The following is a 19,939-nucleotide window of genomic DNA, read 5'->3' as shown; positions in this document are numbered from 1 at the left end:
CCTGATCATGACCTCAGGCCATCCGGGAAATTACACCACCTTGACGGACGTGACCGCTGCGCGCGATCCGAGACGGAGAGGTCATAGGCGCCGCGCACCACCTCCCGCCACAGATCGGAGGAGGACGGGACGTCATGACGGTCGTATCGAACGATGTAAACGGGAGTCCAGTCCGCACTATAGCCCGCGCCCTCCACCCTTCTCGCGATCCAGCATCGCATACCGCTCAGACGACAGCAAATGCGGAGCGCGCCTGCCTTGCGCGGGACGCTATAGTTCGTGGATGCCGGAAAGCCTTATCCCTGCATGAACTGCCGAGAGTCGACGCCGGAGCGATCAAGGCACAGCCCATGGGGTCAAGCACGAGGTACTGGCGCTGACCGGAGGCAAGGGCATCGACTTCAGGAAGGGGAACGGCGTAAGCACCATGACGGCAGAACTGCGATATGGTTGTGCTAGGTCGTGTTGACAAAAGGGATTCCGCTGGCAGCCGGCCTATGATTCAAGCTCATCTCTACTTGGGAGATGAGCTTGGCACGCGACCTTATGTCCGACGACGAATGGGCATTCTTTGAGGGCTTCATCCGAGCCGTCCGGCATCCGAACGGGCGCAAGCCTGCAGACCATCGATTTGTTCTGGATGGCATTTTCTGGATCGCGCGGACCGGTGCGCCCTGGCGGGACCTGCCAGAGGAGTTTGGCAAATGGTCATCTGTCTACCGGCAGTTCCGGCGCTGGACGCTCGACGGGCCGTGGGAGTACATCCTGGATGCCTTGAACCACGCGAAGCTCGCGCCCGACAAGCTCCAGGTGACTGACAACACCGTAATCAGGGCCCACCACCATGCGGCCATAGAGGGTCTTGGCCGGACCGTATTTCTTACGCGCGTCAAACTACCTTAAAACATTGAGATTGAGCCAAATTATGCCGCTAAGAACACGGCGGTCATCGACGCGGGCTTGCCATGGCTCTTCGGAAAGAACGGCTTCAGGCGCTCCATCTGCGTGTCCCTCAGCCAGTAAGATTGCTCATCGATCACGGTCTCCTCGCTGAACCTGAATCACGCCAAAAGACCGAAATCAATAGGCTTGGGAGCCTAGTCATGATCATGCTCCGTGGCTGCGAGGACGCCCAGTCTATCGAGATCAAGAATCCTGATCGCGCGATAGCTGGTCCGGACTAGACCGGCTTCTGCAAATTCCCGCAGGCTGGCGCTGACCTGACGCGTCGATGTGTTTGCCATGGCCGCAAGATTTGCTTGCGTGAGAGGAAGCTCGACCATTTTGCTGCGGGCTGCGCGAAAAAGGGTTGCCGCTATGCGACGCTCGGCATTCGGAAGCATTAGGATATGCAGCAACTCCACCATGCTCTGCAGGTTTGCTGTGGCGATCTGGCCAAATGCTCGGATAGCTTCCGGGTTCTTCGCGACCATCGCTTCCATCGCGTTCAAGGGCAAATGGAAAAGCAGACAGCTTGTTGCAGCCTGCAACGTCGCTCGGCGCTCGCCGCCATCAAAGAAAGGCATTATGCCAACCCACCCGCCGGGAGTGCCGAACTGCATCGGGCGGGGCACCTCATCGGGTACGGAAAGGCTCGCCAGCAACCCCCCCGACACCACGCCGTAGACACCGCCGGGCGCATCCCCAACCCTGTAGATCACGCTGCCTGCGGAAAAATACTGAGAGACTCCCAAGTTGAAGACGTCGTTCCGAAAACTCTCCGACTGGGAGGACAGCCATCCCCTGCTGGAAAGAACTTCGACGATCTGTTGGCGGGCAAGCTTTTCCATAGTGAAACCATCATACAAAAATGCGTTCACATTACGCAATTCTGCGAAGTCTCAGAGACTTTTATCCATAGAATGATGATTATAAGCAAGTTTTCTTGAGGTCGACGGAGGGTACCTCGCTGCGCTGCTCAGCAAAGAGTCTGTGATCTCTTCCGGTCACCGGAGGAGGCGAAATGGGAATGGTTAAAAGTCCGAGCGGCAAAAGACCGTTCAACACAAGCAGCTATCGAAGCCTTTTGCGCGCAACGAACGTGCTGAAGTTTGTGATTTCGTCTGAAGGCGGCAACGTGTTCTTCCAAAGCTGGGCTCCCGACCGCCGTAAGTGGTTCGGTTGCAGCGCCGGCAGCAAAGGAGATGGCGATGACCCGGTTAGTTCCGTATCTCGTAGCCTGCGCGTTAGCCCTTTCAGCAAATCTCACGCAAGCACAACAGTTAGATCAGAACGAGGCAAACAACCCGCTGACGCCCAAGATCACGCTGAACCTGCATGATTACTACGTGCCCCGGTTTTACGATCTGGACGATCGTTGGGCTAACCAGTTGCTTTTCCGAGGCGTGATCCCGTTTGAGGCTTTCGGTCGTGGCCAGTTGTTTCGCTTCACACTGCCCATTGCCACGGCCCCGAACTTTACCAGTGGCCACAAGACAGGGTTGGGCGACCTTACCATCATGAACATCGTACCTTTCGCGTCCGGGAAGGTGGATTATGGCGTAGGTGCGCTGTTGGTGTTGCCGACGGCGAGCGACGACCTACTTGGTGCTGGTAAGTGGCAAGCAGGGCTTGCTGGCCTGGTCATTGCTCCAGAGACATGGGGGATTCTGGGTGGCCTCGTTACTTGGCAGACCTCTTTCGCCGGTGACGGAGACCGAGAGGACGTCCATCTGCTTACCGTTCAGCCGATCGCAAACTACAACTTGCCCAATGGATGGTACCTACGCTCCGGAGCTACGTGGAATTTCGATCTGCAGAACGGAGACTATGCTATACCCGTCGGCTTCGGGGCTGGTCGAGTCATTCCGATCAGCCGGACTACCACCATCAACCTGTTCATAGAGCCGCAATACACCCTCTGGCACGAGGGTCCAGCCCAACCCAAGTGGCAAGTTTTCGCGGGTATCAACATACAGCTTTCACGATAAGAGGTTTGAAGGGATAACCAAGGGAAATCTCCGGTCATTAATCGCGTTAAATAAATCCAGGGCGCCATGGGTGATGCGCTGACCATGATGGAGTGCAAGATGGAGGAAAAAGGATGAGAGTTTTCAGTTTGATCTGCTCCACTATCGCTGTGCTACCCCTCCCTGCCATTGCTCAGGACCTGGCATCGTGGAACGATGGTCCGGCGAAAGCGGCGATTGTCGACTTTGTAACCGCCGCAACATCCGAAAATGGACCACAATGGATCGCACCGGAGGATCGGATTGCAACCTTCGATAATGATGGCACGCTCTGGACAGAGCAGCCGATGTACTTTCAAGCTGCCTTTTTGTTCGACCGCATTTTGAAAATGGCTGCTCATCATCCTGAGTGGAAGGAACAACCTCCGTTCAAAGGAGTACTCGAGGGAGATTTTAGTGCTCTGCCTGCGAATACGGAAAGAGACCTTATGGAACTGGTTGCTGTAAGCCATGCAGGAATGACAGAAGAAGCCTTCGCAGAAATCGTAAGAGACTGGATGGCGACTGCTCGGCACCCTCGATTTAATCGACCTTATGACAGTCTTGTATTTCAGCCAATGGTTGAAATGCTCGATTACCTCCGCGACAATGGTTTTCAGACTTGGATCGTCTCTGGTGGCGGGGTGGATTTTATGCGGCCTTGGGTAGAGAAGGCTTATGGTATCCCGCCACAGCAGGTCGTGGGGTCACAGATTGGCCTCGAATATCAAGTGATTGATGGAAAGCCAGAAATCATGCGTAAACCAGAGGTATTCTTCATCGATGACAAGGAAGGCAAACCGGTGGGAATCAGCCGTCATATTGGAAAGCGTCCGGTAATTGCTTTCGGGAATTCTGACGGTGACTATCAGATGTTAGACTATGTGACCAGCAGCGCAGGTGCACACCTAGGCGTCATCATTCACCACACCGATGCAGTACGTGAATACGCATATGACAAGGAAAGCAAGGTTGGATTGCTTCAACAAGCACTTATCGACGCGCCGACTAAAAACTGGATTGTTATAGACATGGCCAAAGATTGGTCACGTATCTATCCAGACTTACACTGATGCAGTACGTTGAGGTTCGACATCCAACACGCTTGGCTTCATTTTGTTTTTAACCGCTTCTGCCCTGGCGCAACAGGGTATCCTACAGTTTGCGGATTTGAGGCAAGGAATTTGCAGAATACGTCTCTCATATAAATAATGTCGCTCTCCCTGTTAAAATAGTTAGAGGATCCTGTTTAATACCATTTTCTGGTGAAAAGCCGCCGGAGAGATGCGTAGCGTCAAGAAGCTCGATTTTCTTTCCGTACTTTGAGGAACGCCAAACGATGTCAGATATAGCGCGACGCAACCAAAGTCATTCTCGAGTGAGACAAGGCAAAAATCGCGTCATCGACATGACGCGGGTTGCGGGCGGAACCTTTCGTATGGGCTCAAATAAGCATTATCCTGAAGAGGCTCCCATTCATTATGTAAGGGTGGACGATTTCTGGATTGATACGACACCGGTCACTAACGCGCAATTCAGACGATTTGTTAAATCGACCGGTCACGTGACCACAGCAGAACGCAGACCTCGCCCTCAGAATTATCCGGGCATATCGCCAAAAATGCTTTTCGCTGGTTCACTTGTTTTCTCTCCTCGCGCTGACATAACTGATCTTCGCGATTGGCGTCAATGGTGGATATTCCTTAGAGCGGCCGATTGGCGTCATCCTTATGGGACGGGCAGTAACATCCATGGTCTGGACGACCATCCCGTGGTGCATGTTTCTTATGCTGACGCTTTTGCCTACGCGCAATGGACCGGCAAGGAACTGCCTACGGAGGCGGAGTGGGAGTATGCTGCGCGTGGTGGTCTTGATGGAAAAGAATTTGCATGGGGAGATGACCTATTTCCAGACGGTCGACAAATGGCAAATACTTGGCAGGGTAATTTTCCGGTCGAGAATTTAGCTTTGGACGGATACGAACGCACCTCTCCAGTTACGGCTTTCCCCCCAAACGGTTATGGCATTCACGATATGATAGGGAATTGCTGGGAGTGGACGCAAGACTGGTTCTCGGCTTCACGCCTCCAAGATGGGGATAAACCTTGCTGCATTCCGCAAAATCCGCGCGGTGTGCCGATGGAAGAGAGCTTTGATCCTGATCAACCAGCTATTCGCATTCCGCGGCGGGTTATTAAGGGCGGCTCTCATCTCTGTGCACCAAACTACTGCTGCCGCTATCGCCCCGCCGCGCGGCACGGAGAAGCTGTAGATACATCGACCAGCCATCTCGGTTTTCGATGTGTGTTGCGTGAGAAGCCACAAGAATAGAGCGGGGCTGTCTCGGGCAAGGCGACGACAATGGTAGGATAAACTGTGTAATGAAAAGCCAGTGAAATATTTGCCCTAAGCGGTCCAAGGGCAAACAATCTAGGGAGCTGATACAATGAGATCAGGGATATGTTCAACTAGAACTTATTCTCGCGTTCTTCGCGCCTCGGCATTTCTTGCAACTGCCAGCGCACTTTGCCTTGCTACAGCGGAGGGTGCTTCGGCGCAATCCGCTGCTCAAGCATCGGAGACGAGGTCGCTTCCCGCACCGGATTTCCGTTTCCAAGGGCAGGTGGGACGAACCATAAATGACTCCGATCCCGCGACATTCCCTCAACCAGTTCAGCCGCCCGAAGGGGCCCCCAACGTTCTCCTGATCATGCTTGATGATGTTGGGTTCGGACAATTTGATGTTTTTGGCGGCGGCGTGTCTTCACCAGGAATGGATAAGCTTGCGTCGGAAGGGTTGCGATACAACCGCTTTCACACAACAGCCATGTGCTCGCCGACCCGGGCGTCGCTTCTCACCGGACGAGACCACCATGTCGCGGCAACGGGAATGATCACAGAGCTTGCAACGGGATATGACGGATATACGGCTATGATACCGCGCAGCACTGGCACCATTTCCGAGATTTTACGACAGAATGGTTATGCGACGGCGTGGATTGGAAAGAACCATAATACACCCACTTGGGAGGTAAGTGAGGTCGGGCCATTTGATCGTCGTCCGAACGCGTGGGGATTTGACTATTTCTATGGTTTCAACGCGGCTGATATCAGTCAGCTCAAACCTGTCCTGACGGAGAATCGTGTCCGAGTGATACCACCTGATGATCCGGATTACCACCTCACAACTGACCTTGCAGACCACGCAATTAACTGGATGCAGACAATCAAACAGATCGACCCGGGGCGGCCATATTTCATTTATGTCGCGCCTGCTTGCACTCACATGCCCCATCAACCGCCGGCTGATTGGCGAGATCGGTTCAAGGGTCAGTTCGACATGGGTTGGGACAGGTACCGCGAGCAGACGATAGAGCGGCAAAAAAAACTCGGCGTAGTTCCGCAGGATACCGAACTCACTCCTCGCCCGGCCGATCTGCCCGCCTGGGATAGCCTCCCGCCGGAACGTCAACGACTGCACGCGCGGCAGATGGAACTCTTCGCAGCCTATGGGGCACATTGCGATTTTGAGATGGCGCGCATCATGGAGGCTGCCTCCCAATTACCGGGGGCCGATAATACGCTGACGATCTATGTCGTTGGGGATAACGGTGCGTCGGCCGAAGGCGGCATCGAAGGAAGCCATAACGAATTGGCCAATAATAACAACGCTCCTCCAACCTGGCAGGAAACTCTTGCGGTCATTGACGACCTTGGTACCGAGAAGCACTACAATCATATTCCGGCTGGCTGGACGTGGGCCATGAACACACCATTTCAGTGGATGAAGGTTGTCGCCTCGCATCTGGGCGGAACACGTAATCCGTTGCTCATCTCCTGGCCCGGGCACATCACCGACGCGGGAGGCTTGAGAGACCAGGTTGCCGATGTCACCGATATTTTCCCAACTATCTTGGAGGCTGCAGGCATCCAACCACCAGACTCTCTCAACGGCATTACCCAAAAGCCTATATCAGGAATCAGCCTTGCCTATACATTTGATGACGCCCAAGCCAAAGAGCGCCGGCACTCACTAATGTTCGAACTGGGCACCAATCGGGCTATTTATCAGGACGGCTGGATGGCTTCCTCCCTCGCGGTAAAGCCCTGGGAAATGAACGCCGATGTTGATGTGGATAAGACGGTCTGGGAACTTTATCACCTCGATGAGGACTTCTCGCAGGCAAAGGATTTGGCGAAGCAAGAACCTGACAGACTTCGGCAATTGCAGGACTTGTGGTGGGCGCAGGCAGCTCGTAACGACGTACTTCCACTGGACTGGCGTGCGTCACGCCTTTCTGATCAGGTTAGCGGACGGCCACGGCTCGGCGGCGATCGTAAGACTTTCGAATACACCACACGGCTCGTAGGCCTTCCTGAAGGATCGGCACCTGATCTTAAAAATAAGTCATTTTCCATAGCTGTGAATGTGGATATTCCCGCAGGTGGTGCGCAAGGTGTGCTTTACACGCAAGGCGGTAACACTGCTGGCTGGGCGTTTCTTATTCAAGATCACAAGTTAATTGGCATTCATAATTTTGTAGATCGGGAACGTTATCGCGTAGAGTCTTCAAAAGATATTCCAGAAGGTAAAAGCGTACTGACCTTGAACTTCGATTACGATGGCGGCGGCACCGGAAAGGGCGGCATAATGAGCCTGCTCGTAAACGGCGACACCGTCGCAGAAGGACGGGTGGAGAGAACGCCAGCGATAAAGTACTCGATTTTCGAGGGGCAAGACATCGGCGAAGATCTGGGGACGCCGGTAGATTACTCATATGCCGCACCATTCAAATTTACGGGAAAGATCGAACATGTAACTGTCGACCTTAGGTAGAAAGGTGGGCCTATTTGATAGATGCGAGAATTGTCGTCGAATAGGCCCCCTCGCGCCTCTGATATTTTGAAATCAATTAGAAGATTTCTTTCTATTTCTTACTGATCGCTTACGTCTGGATAAGTGCATAATAAAGATGTCTTAAAGACGGCGATGGCTTCGCTGACGCAATCGTTCCATATTTTCTGATCTGCTGGATGTTACTAATTCATCTCGAGATATGATTAATAGAGAAGATTTTGAAGTACAGGGATCGTCTAAATTGTTAGAACTATCGTTCGTTTAATAGACTACTTAGCATGCAAAATATGGGTATGGTTTGGCGGTGAATACTGACTTATGACCTTCTAAGAGACAGGTGTGAAAGTGAGCGTAGGATACTATAAGGTTTGAGTAACGTTATAAATTGAACTAGACGGAATATTAACGGGTAGTAATTGTCTGTCCCGTTCGTTCTTCATTTGTCGATAGTTAAAGATGCATTTAATAGCTGGCGCGGTGGAATCTCTACGAGTTGACATATCCCATAAGTGAAATCGCAATAAATCAACTAATATGGAGATAATGAGAGATGGCTGGACAAGCACGTTGTGACGATGGTTCGGCTCTCATAAGAGGTAATAACTTTCTAATCGTGGGCGTGAGCGCTCTGTTTGCGTCAATGAGTATCTCCACGCCCGCGCTAACTGCCGAGGGCGGTTCTGGTTTTTATCTATTAGGGAGCCGATCCATTGACGCGGGGATTGTTCCCCCGCCGGGAAAGTACCTACAATTTGGCGTTTACGGGTATGCTGGAAATGCTTCATCAAATATACCGCAAGGAGGTCGCCTTGATGTAGATCTTAATGGTGACGCGCTCATGGGCTTAATCACAAGTCTTTGGGCATTTCAGGGTGATACCGTATTTGGCGGAAGACCCTACATCGTTACCACGCTGCCAGTAGGTTGGAAACAGGCCACAGTTGGCGCTCAGCTTACAGCTCCCAACGGAAATATCCTTTCAGACAGCAAAGAGACAGACAGTTTTCTGGTTGGAGATCCAGTAATCGGAGCGGGCTTAGGCTGGGATTCGGGCGCATGGCATAGCTCTGTGAATGTTCTGCTTAACTTGCCCGTCGGAGATTATCAATCGAAACGATCCACTAATATATCTTTTAATCGCTGGGGTGCGGATATCACTGCAGGTCTTACTTGGTTAGGTACGAGTGATTGGCAGATTGATAGTGCTTTGGGCATTACGTTTAACGGAAACAACTCGGCTACCGATTATCGAACGGGCAACGAGATGCATTTCGAGGGTGGCATAAGGAAAAAAATAGGCGCATGGAAGATAGGCTTAGTGGGATACCATTATGAGCAGATAACTAGTGACAGGGGGGAAGGAGCAGTTCTCGGTCCGTTTAAGGGACGTGTATCCGCAATAGGACCAACAGCGAGTTGGTCTGGCATTTGGGGGGGGAGGCCGATCGCGATCGATATGCGATGGTATCATGAACTTTCGGCGAAGAACCGAGTGAAAGGGGATGCAGTTTTCTTGAATCTTACTGTTCCTGTTATATTTAACGGTGGTTAGGGTCAGGATTCATAACCAGTGGATGACGGTTGCGGCGAAGGCGATGGCCGAGAGGAAGACCTTGGGGCAGCGGCGGTCGTATCGGGTCGCGACGCGCCTCCAATCCTTGAGCCTGCCGAACATGCTCTCGATCCGGTTGCGCCGCTTGTAGCGGCGCTTGTCATATTTGACTGGCGTCTTGCGCTGATTTCGGCCGGGGATGCAGGCGCGTATCCCTTTGTCCTGCAACGCTTCCCGAAACCAGTCCGCGTCATAGCCGCGATCCCCGAGCAACCCTTTGACCTTTGGCAGGCTGCTGAGCAGCGCCCGCGCGCCTATGTAGTCACTGACCTGCCCGGCGGTGACGAACAGGTCGATCGGTCGCCCCTGGCTGTCGCAGACGGCGTGAAGTTTTGTGTTCATGCCGCCCTTTGTTCGACCGATCAGGCGACCGCGCCCACTTTTTTGGCGGCCATGCTGGTCGCCGTTCGATGGGCCTTCAGGTATGTCGCGTCGATCATCACGGTCTTTCGCTCACCGTGTTCCGCAGCCAACCCGGCCATCATCCGGGCGAAGATGCCTTTCTCGCTCCACCCCTTCCACCGGCTGTAGAGCGTCTTATGCGGACCATAGGCGGCAGGAGCATCTCGCCAACGCAAGCCATTGCGATTGTGAAGATAATACCACTCAATACCCGCCTGTCATCGACCCGCAGCTTACCATGCGACTTCGGAAAGAAAGGGGAAAGCTTGGCGATCTGCTCGGCGGTCGGCCAGTAAAGGTCGCTCATGTCACCGCTCCGCTTTTCGAGCCGTGAAGCACGCAGGGCGACTGAAATCAATGCATCCTGACCCTATTCCCATCCGGCCCCTGCAATCCACTGAAGGGCGGTAAGGGAGGGAATGAACAGATATTCACCGCCTCGCAGGCGATTGAAAGTCGTGATCCCATTCACGCGGCGGCGGGCAGGTTCGGAAGGGATGGTGAAGGAGCCCGGTTCTTCATGCAGGCCTACAATTGGGTCGCGCTCCTCTCCCAGATCGATGAAATTGCCGCGGTTGATCCACTCCTGCTGGAGAAATTCGATCGTGTCATAGGCTCGCGCGCTGATGAAGATGAAAAATATGCCCCGCTCTCCCTCCCTGTCATCGGCAGTGGTTACGTCAGGCGTCCACTTGGGGCCGAAGGTGGAGGAGCGGCGGATGATACGGTGGATGTTCTCATCCGTCAGGATGGTGAGTTCACCATGACGCGGGTTCAGACGCCGCATGTGACTCGCATGCGGGCAGATCAGCCCCGCCTCGTCGCCATCGAAGTCGAAATCATTGTTGCGCTGGGGATCGGCACCGAGCTTCTCGTCATCCTGATCGGGCGCGAGCGTCAGTGGCGCGCCCGAGCGCCAACGGCCCACCATCTTCGCCGCAAGTCTGTGCTGGGCCTCCTCCCCCTCGGCATGGGCGCGCAGGAAGTCGTTGAAAGCGCCCACGCGACTATCGTATTTGCGCATGACGACAAAACTTCCGTTTTGACCCAGAGCTTTCGGTTGTGGCATAGCAACAGGGGCGCCGGTCTCGCTCTTCTCCCCCAGAATGAACTCGCCAGCGGCAATCGCGCGCTCCTGACCCGGCTGGGGTTCTACCCCCGCGCCCGCCACCGTGGGTTGAGAAATGGAATCTCGGAAACCGAAAGGATTCTTCGCGTCAGCGTCCGCGCCGAACTCATGAGTACCAATCAGCGTGACGCCCTGGGAGGCATGGTATTCAGTCATGGCGTGTTGGACAGCCTCATCCAGCCGCTCCTTGTCGACGGCATAGATGGAGAGCGCAATATGGCAATTCTCGTCGCGGTAGACTTCTTCCCAGGTCTCGGCCGCATTCTCTCCGAAGTCGCGCAACTGGGCTGCGCGGCCGGCCATCCCCTCCCGGAAGGCCAGCGGGAAGCTCTCCAAAGACGCTTCCGGCACCCCCAGCGCCTTCAGGCCCGCATGACTGACAGCCACGCCGGTCCAGGCGGTCAGATCCTCGGTCCAGTCACCCGCCGCCGGGATGTACTGGGCAAGCCGGCCAAGAAGGGCGCGCCCGCCTTCTGCCTCCTCGACACGCAACATGGCATGAAGACCCACGTAAGGTTCCGGGCGCGAACGCAGGACGAGGGCCTGAATATCGTCCAGTTGCAACGTGACACGGTCCGACCTGAAACGATTGCGGAGCTTGTTCATCAACGACATCAGTAATCCACCCCGTGCGGTTTCGATATCTGGTCTGAAAGCGCCTTCATGGCTTCACGGGTCTTCGGGTCTGCCTCGGCATTGTCGGCCATGGTATCCATGAACTCCTCCACCGCTTTTTCCATGCGCTGCTGGCGGCGGACATCCACCACGGTCACCTGCGGATTTGCAACGAACCAGCCGGCGGCGTCGATCTGGTGGTTGGCGATAAAGTCCTTCACCTCCGGGGAATCGATGCCGGGCCACCCCTCCACATTGGCGAAGAGCAGGTCCATCAGGGCAGGTATCTTGGTGGCGAAGTCGTTGATGTAAGTGTCCCAGTCGCCATCATAGGTGGTGGCAAAGATAATGCGCGTATCGTCGTCAAAGAACACGAAGCGCATGTCGTGGAGCGTCGATACCTTCTGCGCGCCGTCAAAATTGCCCCCGGTGAGGTTGAAAATGCGGCGAAGTCGCTCCGCCCCTCCGGGTTTCAGCGACGCGATGGCAGTGAGCTCCGAGACATTTCCCGATTGCCGACCCGCTCGGCCCGCAGATTGAGAGCTGCCGTCGAAAATCGGATTGTGGTCCCGGATCAGAGAGTTGATGGCGATTTTCGCAAGAGCAGGCGCATCAGCCGCGATCTCCGCGGCGACGCGGCGGAATTCTGCGATCCGACCTTCGTCATCAAGGCGGGGGTCTTGCGTCTTGGTCATGCTGTCATCCTCTTTCCAGTGCAGGTTTCTTCAGTCGGGAATGTCGCTCAGGGCAGCGGGTTCGATACGCGGCAGGGCATTCAGCCGGTGACGCTGCTCCGAGGAGGATTCGTAGGCGGCTTTCCGAACGCGCATGATGCTGCCCAGAGGTCGATGATCCGCAATCCCGTTCCATGGGGTGAACGCGAGATGATCGTCGCCATACACCTGCCGAGGCGGTGAATAGCTCTCTTGCGGTTCAAAGCGCAGCGTCGCGACGGTGAGATGAGGAGAGCGGCTCGTCTCCCACAGGACGGCTGCGTCCTCGACAGGCATCGCCTCGGGATCCGTCTGAAGCTGGACCCGGAGGTCATAGGTCGCTCCGCGCACCGCGAACCACTCAGCGATCGCATCGCGCATGGCGGAATATCCGCCCTCGACCTGCCGGTCCGTCAGTTCTGCGACGTCGCCGACCGGAGCGAGCGACAGTTTCGCCACGTAGTCGCCGTACCGGATCGCCGCCTGCGTATGATAGGTTTCGCCTAGGGGATGAGCCTGATCACGCGCCAGCCCCTCGAGCGTTGCGCCGGGTTGCCCGCCGAGTGCCTCCACTGCACCCTTGACACCCCGCGCCGCAGCGGCAGCCAGTCGCTGCACGACGTCGGGGGCCGCGGCGTTTGCCTCCAGCAGAGCGAGCATATCCTTGTAGTGTGCGATGGTTCCGAAGGCGAGCGTAGGAAAGTTCACCATCAGAAAGTCCTGATTGGCGCCGCCAAGCTCGGGCAAGAGGCGCGGACCCTCCACCCCGATGACCTTGACAGCTACCCCCCGGGGAGCCGGAATGGTATCGCTGTGGATGTCACTGGGCGCGGAAGACAGCCGGGCGACCACCTCGTGGTTGCCGGGGGTCGCGAAGATCCCTTGGGCGAGTTCCGGCGCCAATCCGTCATGCACGATCAGATGCCCTTTGATCACCGCGTGGCTTTTCGCATGGGCGTCCCGATGGGCATGGCGATGTCGCTCTGCATCGGCGGCCTGCTTCCCTCGCATTTTGGCTACAATCTCGCGGGTCAGGGCCTCCTCTTCAGGATGAATCTGCTCAACGGCGTCGCTGTAAGGGATGGGGGTCATGGCCTGTCTCTCGCTGCTATCCGTCCAGTCAACATATCAACTGATATTTGAGTTTCATGCGTCATGCATTTTTCGGGTTCTGGTCCAGCACCGTCGCCACGTGCTAGCCCTCTAGCGAATGAAGGCAGAGGGACTATTCAGGATGACGCAGTCGGCCAATTCCCCGGACCGCAAGCGTCGCAGCCGTATGGACATGCAGGCAGAAACCCGCCACCGGCTCATCAAGGCGGCCGCGGAGTTGATTGCCGCGCAAGGGCTGGCCGCCACCTCCATTCGTGGCACCTGCGAGGCTGCCGGCTACTCGCAGGGGGCTTTCTATTCGAACTTTGCCACGAAGGATGATCTGCTGATCGCGCTCGTGGAGGATCACATGGCTGCGCTCGTCAGTTCCATGGACGACATTCTCACGAATGGTCAGGGGCTGACGCTGCGAGAGAGCCTGCAGCTTATGATGCCACGACTGGCGGCGCTTGCGCGCGCGCCCATGCCCTCTCTCGTGGTGGTGGAACTGAACCTCCATGCCCGCCGTGACGCTGATTTCGCGGCCCGGTTCAGAACGGTCCACAGTGCGTATCACAGGGAATTTGCCCGCATCGCCCGCGTCCTGACCGAGCGGCACGCGCTTTCTCCCCAGGTGCCGCCCGAACAGATCGCTTGGGCGATGACATCTCTCTGGTCTGGTGCCATCACGCAGGCGGCCTTTGGCGAGCCGATGCCATTGGAGGAGATGATGGCTCGTTTGTTCGAGGCACTTTCGGGAAGCCCCGACTCCTCCATGGGCAATGGATGATGTCCGCCTGACGTTGTCCGCGATGTGCTCGGTCGCTCGGAACGCTCCGGTTGAAGCACACTGCCAACATCGCGCCTTTGAAGTTCAGACCTTACGGAACGGCCCAGCAGACAGTCGGGCACCCCCGAGCGAGGACCGTCGCCAAACCCGCCCGCAGGTCCGCAAGAGAGGTTGCGACCAGCAGAATTTCTGCGAGCCGTCCGGATTTTCGCGACTGATGTCTTGCGCGGGTGCGCATCCGATGGATCACTCAAAATACCGTAATAAATAGGTTTTTTGATGTCCCGGATGAAGAAAATCGTGATCACCTCCCGCAGTGCAGGCGTGGGCAAGACGACGCTTGTCCGCAACCTTGCCGTTGCCGCCAGCACCGCAGACCTGTCGGTGATATGTCTCGACCTGTGCGCCGATCAGAGCCTCCGTCGCTGGCGGAACCGGCGAGGCAGCCTGGTCGGCCCGGAGATGCTCGGTCGCGATCCCGCGCCTGAAGCGCTTGGCGAAACGCTTCAGACGATCGCTGCCAGCGGGTACCAGATCTGCCTCATCGACACGACGTCGGGAGAACCCGTATCGCAGGAAACGGCCATTGCGACCGCCGATCTGGTCGTGATCCCAGTACGCCCCACGGAAGACATGCGCGCGGTCGATGCCACGGCGGAGACCGCGCGCCGCCTTGGCGTGCCGTTCCTTTTCGTACTCACCCAGGCACCGCGCGCAGCGGTGACCCAGCAAGCCAGACTGGAACTAGAGAAAATGGGAGAGGTCGCGCCGGTTGTCCTTCTGTTCCGCACTGTCCATGCGGAGGCCGAGGCGCGCGGGCTCGGTGTATCGGAGACCCGTGTGGCGAAAGCAAAGGTCGAAATCGCGGCGCTCTGGGACTATCTCCGGCACATACTCGGAAGGCAGGAAGTCAACCGGTCCGATGACGGTGGCGAGAAGGATACCGTCGCTGGAAGCCGTGGCACACCAAGCGGGGCGGGGAGTCGAAAGCTTTCGGTGATTATTGACCGTAGTTCCTACCTCCGATTCAAGTTGCACTGCGCGGGGGCGGAGATCAGTCATCAGGCTGCCTTGTTCCGGGCTCTGACCGAGTTTCTCGACCGGGCTGGCGCGCCACGGTCCGAGGACTAACCACAGACACTCCAGCGGTTGAGCATCGCCGCAGAGCTTCCCTTTGATGCCTACAGCCAGAAGCGGCGCGCGATAACGCCTGGCAGCCTCTCGCGAACCGCGAATTGTATCGCCGTCCTACGCCGAGACCGAAAGGAGCATCGGCGTAGGACATTCCCACTTTCCGCTCAAAGGGGGCCGGCGCATTGCAGCGACAGGGATCTCCAAGAGCAGGCCATTGACGCAGACGCGTGCATGATGCAAATTGCATCATGCACACCGCAACAGCAGCAGAGTCGGAGATGGTCGTAACGTTGGACAGCTGGACTGTCGGTGCGGTGAAGCTCGCCGAGATCGAAGGCATGCCTGCCGAGACCTTCCGCAGCTATCGGTCGCGTTTTGGCCTCCTCGATCACGTCAAAACCGTCCGCGGTCTCCCTGCCCAGTTCTCGTTTGCTGACGCGCTGACGGCGCGCCTCGCCTTCACCATGATGCGGCTGGGCTTCGATAAGAAAGACATCTGCGATTACGTCGGGCACTCACCGGTGGCGCTGAAGCCCTTCCTCGAAGGAAGGCCGGTCGAGATCTGCCTTCGCGACGGCCACCTCAGCCACAGCCGCATTCTGAATGACGATCCGTTCCTCTCCATTCCGATGGAGCGGGACGGCTGGGCCGTGGCGGAGGCGTTTCTTGCGGACATTCGCGGGCGCAAAGGCCCTGAGGCCGCAGAGGGCGCTCGCAGTCATCTGGAGCAGAATATCTCTCGCATTCGCGACGGATATCTCCGGCAACCAGTCGGCCGGGGTGGGTGAAGTTTGCCGACCAAAACCACCCCGGCCTCACCCTCACAATCAAAAGGAAATGAGGATAATGGTCTCTAACATGGCGCCCCGTGCGGGGGCGAACGATTTCGCATGCGCGGAATCCCTTTCTTCTTCGCCGGATTTCCTGCCGCCCCGGCTACGCCGGAAGCCGGCGCGCGAGTATCTGTTCAAAAAGCACGGCATCGACCTCGCTGTCGCGACGCTCGCGACCATGGCGAGCCGTGGAGGTGGCCCGGGCTTCCAACGCATCGGCCGCATGCCGCTCTATCCGGTGTCGGAACTCGACCGGTGGGCCGAGGAACGCCTCGGACCGGTGCGTTTTCTGAGCTCTGAGGCGAAGATGGGAGTTCATTCCCCCGATTGCCTCCCTGATGAGCAGCCCGCTCCCATCCTGTCGAAGGACGAGCCCGTGATCGAGGATGATCGGCCGTGAACGAGGATTACGATTTCTCGGGGTTCGATCCGCTGCCCGCCGATGACCGGCGCGGCGGCTGGATCCGGCCCGGCGGGCCGCAGGCGGCGGAGCCAAAGCGGGAAAGCGTGTTCTTCCCGCTGTCGGCCCTGGCGAACGTCGATCCTCCCGACCGGGTGTGGCTGGTCGATAACATGATCCCGAGCGGAACCGTCACGCTGCTCGGCGGGGATGGGGCTGCAGGCAAGTCCCTGCTCGCGGCGCAGCTGTCAGTCGCCGTGGCGGCTTCTGACCCTGCAACGTGGATCGGGCGTCCGGTGATGCATGGGGCGGTGGTTTTCGTGTCGGCCGAGGATGACGCGGACGAGCTCCATCGGCGGTTCGCCGTCGTTGCCAAGGCCAGCCGTGTGGATATCGAGGACCTGGACCGGCTGTCTGTGCGGTCGCTCGCGGGCGAGGACGCGCTTCTGGCGGTGCAGGAGGGCCGCTCCGGCGTGCTGCGGGCCTCCGGGCTCTACGACGAACTCGACCGGCACATAGCGGATGTGCAGCCGGTTCTGGTGGTGCTGGACACGTTGGCCGATCTGTTCCCCGGCAACGAAAACGACCGGGCACAGGCGCGGCAGTTCATCGGGCTTCTGCGGGCGCTGGCCATCAAGCACGATTGCGCGGTGGTGCTGCTCGCCCACCCTTCGCAGGCCGGGCTCCGCGATGGCTCCGGGGTGTCCGGCTCGACCGCATGGAATAACTCCGTCCGCTCCCGGCTCTACCTGGAGCGCGTGGTCGTGGGTGGGGAGGAGGCCAACGTCGACGCGCGGATGCTCTCGACCAAGAAGGCCAACTACGGGCCGAAGGGTGAGGAAATCACGCTGACCTGGCGGGAGGGCGTCTTCGAGCCGGACGCGCCGGAATACACGCCGGGCTGGCTCGACAAGAAGATCACGGCGTCCAAGGCCGAGCGGGTGTTCCTGAAGCTTCTGCGGTTGTTCACGTCGCAGGGGCGTCGCGTGAACAGCGGTGGCGGGCAAAATTATGCGCCCAACGTGTTCGCGACGCATCCGAAATCCGAGGGGGTTTCGAAGCGCGGCTTTAGGGTCGCTATGGAGACGCTGCTGGAGGCAGGGCGGATCGCGAACCATGTTTCCGGCCCGGCATCCAAGCAGCGGGCACAGCTGGTGGAACTCGCTTCCTGAGGCTTCTGGGGCGCTCCGCACCTCGTGCGGGGCGTTCCAACCCTCTTCCACCCCCGTTCCACCCCCGTTCATCTCCCCTTCCAGCCCCCTGCCTTCCAACCCCCCTCCTCCGGAGGGGTAAAGGGGGGTGTTTTACACCCTCCCCCTTACCCAACCGGGAGGGTTCATTGCCGCTCCACCTGAGGCTGCGCGCGGCTTCCCACGGATCGAGGTTTTGCACATGACTTTCGAATTCTGCTTTCCCGCCGTCCCGCCCATCGGCACGGTGCTGAATTACACCAAGGGCCGCACGATCAAGATGATCGGGTCCGAGCCGTACGTTCGCAAGGATGGGCAAAAGTCCGCGGTATTGGTCTGGCAGTGTTCGGATGGCCGCACGGGTACGAGCGGGCTGACCGCGGGCGGCCTCGATTTCAGAAAATGCAAGGTGTCCGCGCGATGACGAAGCGTCGGAGGATGACGATCCAGCAGGCGCTCGAATCCCGGGGCGATCTGAACGACACTCCGAGGCGGTCTGGATAGGAGCAGCCGCGGCCACCGCCAGTGGGACTCTCAGAGCGCCTGGGAAAGCCGATGAGCGGGTCTTTCTGGTTTATATGTTCCCTTCTACCTGACGACCCGTGGTCGCCGCCCTGCGCTACTACATAGGCTCTGATGGCCCATTCTAGGTTGTAGGCAATTGAACAGAGAAACCCTGGGCGTGAACTGGAGCGAAGCTCGCCAGTCAACATTGAGTCCGATATAATCCGGTTCCATTGATCTCGCTCCGCAACAAGCAATTCCAGGCCTCCTCTGAGGAACTTGCTTGCGGGTCTGATCCGTGTCTAGGGTGGTGCGCCGCCCCTCGGGGGGACGGTGCGGGGCGCCGTTACACGGTGCCGTGCTGTTTCAGGAAGGCGCGGCCGATCTTGGCTGAGGGGCCGCCCTTCCGTACCAGTTACGTTGATCCATGGCCACGGGTCCTTCCCGGCAAAAAACGTATGTGGTGGGCATTGGCTCGCAAAATCGCTAGTTCGAGCCAAAAAATCGGGGTGCGCAGGGCGCGGCACGAAGGCGCGGGATCTGACGCCGGGCAGACCGGAGGAGTTACCCCACCCAGGCAGTCAGCACCCCATGAATCGCGCATGACCGCGCTCCACAGCGCTCCCCCGCGGCCATCGACCTTACGTCAAACGCCCGGCTCCTGGTCAACAGCGGAGCGCGACAGACCTTCGGCCCTGCGCACACGGCTGGCCGTTCGGCTTACCCGGCCATTGTCTGGGACGGGCTTAGTGACCCGCTGCGGCGATGAGAGGCACGATACGCGAGAATGCCTTTTCGCTAAGGGATTTCCATCACGCGAACCATTTTGCACCCGCGACGCAGAGGACAACAAATGCTGTCACGGCGATCATTGCCCAGGCGACAGGTTCGTCAAGCAGAAGGCCAGCAAGCGCCAGCCCGAAAAAGGGCTGCAAGAGCTGCAACTGGCCCACCCCCGCGATCCCGCCGCGGGCAAGCCCCCGATATGCGACTCTCTGCGATGGCAGCTATCGCAAGCACGTCGAGGGCATCCGGCGTCGTTTGTCCCGCGCCCGCAAAGATGTGGCGGCCCGTCTGGGTCCCATGGGGATCGTGCCCTGACTGATGCCGCGAGGCGGCTTCTATCTGTGGTGTGCATTGCCCGATGGCAGAGATGCGGCAGAGATCGCGCGGGCAGCGATGCAGCACAACATCGTGCTTGCGCCGGGGAATATATTCAGTCCCTCACAGTCTGCGGCCAGTCTCATGCGCTTCAATGTCAGTCAGATGCCTGAACGCGCTTGGGACGTATTGGACCTGGCCGTGAAGACAGCGCCACCAAAGTCTTTATGACGGCGCTTATCTCCCCTCCGGACCAGATCGGTGCCGAGTGCCGACGGCAGACCGTCCCTAAGCCGCCCTTGGTCCCTCGGGTTGCTGCATTGCCGCACTCTCCGAAGCCGCCCTTTGATGAGCGACGCAGCAGAACGCGCGAGGGGCAGACGCCTTCGCCAGCGGCGCAACATCCACATCAGAATTGATGCAGAAACTCTGGAAGTCCGCGCGGTGGAGATGGCCAGTAACCGCATCGGGAATGCGCCCGTCTGCCCGACTTGCTAGCGCAGATCCCGCTGCAAGAGCGGATCAGCAGCGTCACAGCCGACAGCATCTATGACACCGCGGGTGGTTAGCGTCCGCGCACGTGGTGTAATTTCAGCGCCTTCGACGGTGTAATCCCG

15 protein-coding genes and 3 pseudogenes are annotated in these 19,939 nt (G+C 57.8%); 13 read left to right on the top strand and 5 right to left on the bottom strand.

What is annotated here, in order from left to right; all coding sequences use genetic code 11:
• Positions 1 to 525: 525 nt before the first annotated feature.
• Positions 526 to 897, top strand: a pseudogene (locus RT513_RS18860) (transposase); the annotation flags it as partial.
• A gap of 200 nt (positions 898 to 1,097) precedes the next feature.
• Here RT513_RS18860 and RT513_RS18850 read toward each other — a convergent pair.
• Positions 1,098 to 1,820 carry a Crp/Fnr family transcriptional regulator gene (locus RT513_RS18850; protein WP_313534278.1) on the bottom strand — a complete coding sequence of 241 codons (723 nt, stop codon included), beginning with the start codon at positions 1,818 to 1,820 and terminating at the stop codon, positions 1,098 to 1,100.
• Positions 1,821 to 2,150: 330 nt separating this feature from the next.
• On the opposite strand from RT513_RS18850, the gene RT513_RS18845 reads away from it, so the two are divergent.
• The 5 genes from RT513_RS18845 to RT513_RS18825 all read left to right on the top strand — a co-directional run bounded on the left by RT513_RS18845 (position 2,151) and on the right by RT513_RS18825 (position 9,359).
• Positions 2,151 to 2,930: a hypothetical protein gene (locus RT513_RS18845; protein ID WP_313534276.1), complete on the top strand. Its 780-nt coding sequence runs from the start codon at positions 2,151 to 2,153 to the stop codon at positions 2,928 to 2,930.
• Between the two features lie 113 nt (positions 2,931 to 3,043).
• A complete protein-coding gene (locus tag RT513_RS18840; RefSeq protein ID WP_313534274.1) occupies positions 3,044 to 4,021 on the top strand; it encodes an HAD family hydrolase in 978 nt (325 codons plus the stop codon).
• A gap of 305 nt (positions 4,022 to 4,326) precedes the next feature.
• On the top strand, positions 4,327 to 5,280 hold the full coding sequence (locus RT513_RS18835; protein WP_313534273.1) for a formylglycine-generating enzyme family protein: 954 nt from the start codon (positions 4,327 to 4,329) through the stop codon (positions 5,278 to 5,280).
• Between the two features lie 115 nt (positions 5,281 to 5,395).
• Positions 5,396 to 7,786, top strand: a complete 2,391-nt coding sequence (locus tag RT513_RS18830) for an arylsulfatase (protein ID WP_313534271.1) — start codon at positions 5,396 to 5,398, stop codon at positions 7,784 to 7,786.
• 571 nt (positions 7,787 to 8,357) lie between these two features.
• Positions 8,358 to 9,359 carry a transporter gene (locus tag RT513_RS18825; protein WP_313534268.1) on the top strand — a complete coding sequence of 334 codons (1,002 nt, stop codon included), beginning with the start codon at positions 8,358 to 8,360 and terminating at the stop codon, positions 9,357 to 9,359.
• A 9-nt stretch (positions 9,360 to 9,368) separates the two neighbouring features.
• On the opposite strand, the pseudogene RT513_RS18820 reads toward RT513_RS18825, so the two are convergent.
• The 4 genes and pseudogenes from RT513_RS18820 to RT513_RS18805 form a co-directional block, all read right to left on the bottom strand.
• A pseudogene (locus RT513_RS18820) lies at positions 9,369 to 10,128 on the bottom strand (IS5 family transposase).
• A 63-nt stretch (positions 10,129 to 10,191) separates the two neighbouring features.
• Positions 10,192 to 11,565, bottom strand: a complete 1,374-nt coding sequence (locus tag RT513_RS18815) for a hypothetical protein (protein WP_313534266.1) — start codon at positions 11,563 to 11,565, stop codon at positions 10,192 to 10,194.
• Complete coding sequence (locus RT513_RS18810; protein ID WP_313534264.1) at positions 11,565 to 12,260, bottom strand: hypothetical protein; 696 nt, start codon at positions 12,258 to 12,260, stop codon at positions 11,565 to 11,567. Before RT513_RS18810 ends, RT513_RS18815 begins: the two co-directional genes overlap by 1 nt.
• Before the next feature lie 30 nt (positions 12,261 to 12,290).
• On the bottom strand, positions 12,291 to 13,370 hold the full coding sequence (locus RT513_RS18805; RefSeq protein ID WP_313534263.1) for a catalase family protein: 1,080 nt from the start codon (positions 13,368 to 13,370) through the stop codon (positions 12,291 to 12,293).
• 187 nt (positions 13,371 to 13,557) lie between these two features.
• Here RT513_RS18805 and RT513_RS18800 point away from each other — a divergent pair, with 187 nt between their 5' ends.
• The 7 genes and pseudogenes from RT513_RS18800 to RT513_RS18770 all read left to right on the top strand — a co-directional run.
• Complete coding sequence (locus RT513_RS18800) at positions 13,558 to 14,160, top strand: TetR/AcrR family transcriptional regulator (protein WP_313534261.1); 603 nt, start codon at positions 13,558 to 13,560, stop codon at positions 14,158 to 14,160.
• Positions 14,161 to 14,448: 288 nt separating this feature from the next.
• The gene (locus RT513_RS18795; RefSeq protein ID WP_313534259.1) at positions 14,449 to 15,291 is read left to right on the top strand and encodes a ParA family protein; all 843 of its coding nucleotides are present in this window, start codon (positions 14,449 to 14,451) and stop codon (positions 15,289 to 15,291) included.
• Positions 15,292 to 15,608: 317 nt separating this feature from the next.
• Positions 15,609 to 16,082 (top strand): hypothetical protein, encoded by a 474-nt coding sequence (locus tag RT513_RS18790; RefSeq protein WP_313534258.1) that lies wholly within the window; start codon positions 15,609 to 15,611, stop codon positions 16,080 to 16,082.
• Between the two features lie 70 nt (positions 16,083 to 16,152).
• Entirely contained in the window at positions 16,153 to 16,527 is a 375-nt protein-coding gene (locus tag RT513_RS18785; RefSeq protein ID WP_313534256.1) for a hypothetical protein, read from the top strand.
• The gene (locus RT513_RS18780; RefSeq protein ID WP_313534255.1) at positions 16,524 to 17,699 is read left to right on the top strand and encodes an AAA family ATPase; all 1,176 of its coding nucleotides are present in this window, start codon (positions 16,524 to 16,526) and stop codon (positions 17,697 to 17,699) included. Before RT513_RS18785 ends, RT513_RS18780 begins: the two co-directional genes overlap by 4 nt.
• A gap of 220 nt (positions 17,700 to 17,919) precedes the next feature.
• Entirely contained in the window at positions 17,920 to 18,141 is a 222-nt protein-coding gene (locus RT513_RS18775) for a hypothetical protein (RefSeq protein ID WP_313534254.1), read from the top strand.
• 1,574 nt (positions 18,142 to 19,715) lie between these two features.
• A pseudogene (locus RT513_RS18770) lies at positions 19,716 to 19,879 on the top strand (IS5/IS1182 family transposase); the annotation flags it as partial.
• Positions 19,880 to 19,939 lie beyond the last annotated feature (60 nt).

Origin of the sequence: Haematobacter sp. (assembly GCF_032102465.1) — a bacterium.
Taxonomy (GTDB): domain Bacteria; phylum Pseudomonadota; class Alphaproteobacteria; order Rhodobacterales; family Rhodobacteraceae; genus Haematobacter.
The sequence above is the reverse complement of the archived record's forward strand: the minus strand, read 5'-3'. Positions and strand labels throughout refer to the sequence as shown.

What these genes read in the sequence shown, in the direction of transcription:
- RT513_RS18825 (WP_313534268.1), top strand. Translation starts at nt 8,358, where the DNA reads ATGGCTGGACAAGCACGTTGTGACGATGGTTCGGCTCTCATAAGAGGT.
- RT513_RS18785 (WP_313534256.1), top strand. Translation starts at nt 16,153, where the DNA reads ATGGCGCCCCGTGCGGGGGCGAACGATTTCGCATGCGCGGAATCCCTT.
- RT513_RS18845 (WP_313534276.1), top strand. Translation starts at nt 2,151, where the DNA reads ATGACCCGGTTAGTTCCGTATCTCGTAGCCTGCGCGTTAGCCCTTTCA.
- RT513_RS18805 (WP_313534263.1), bottom strand. Translation starts at nt 13,370, where the DNA reads ATGACCCCCATCCCTTACAGCGACGCCGTTGAGCAGATTCATCCTGAA.
- RT513_RS18775 (WP_313534254.1), top strand. Translation starts at nt 17,920, where the DNA reads ATGACTTTCGAATTCTGCTTTCCCGCCGTCCCGCCCATCGGCACGGTG.
- RT513_RS18810 (WP_313534264.1), bottom strand. Translation starts at nt 12,260, where the DNA reads ATGACCAAGACGCAAGACCCCCGCCTTGATGACGAAGGTCGGATCGCA.
- RT513_RS18830 (WP_313534271.1), top strand. Translation starts at nt 5,396, where the DNA reads ATGAGATCAGGGATATGTTCAACTAGAACTTATTCTCGCGTTCTTCGC.
- RT513_RS18795 (WP_313534259.1), top strand. Translation starts at nt 14,449, where the DNA reads ATGAAGAAAATCGTGATCACCTCCCGCAGTGCAGGCGTGGGCAAGACG.
- RT513_RS18800 (WP_313534261.1), top strand. Translation starts at nt 13,558, where the DNA reads ATGGACATGCAGGCAGAAACCCGCCACCGGCTCATCAAGGCGGCCGCG.
- RT513_RS18815 (WP_313534266.1), bottom strand. Translation starts at nt 11,565, where the DNA reads ATGTCGTTGATGAACAAGCTCCGCAATCGTTTCAGGTCGGACCGTGTC.
- RT513_RS18840 (WP_313534274.1), top strand. Translation starts at nt 3,044, where the DNA reads ATGAGAGTTTTCAGTTTGATCTGCTCCACTATCGCTGTGCTACCCCTC.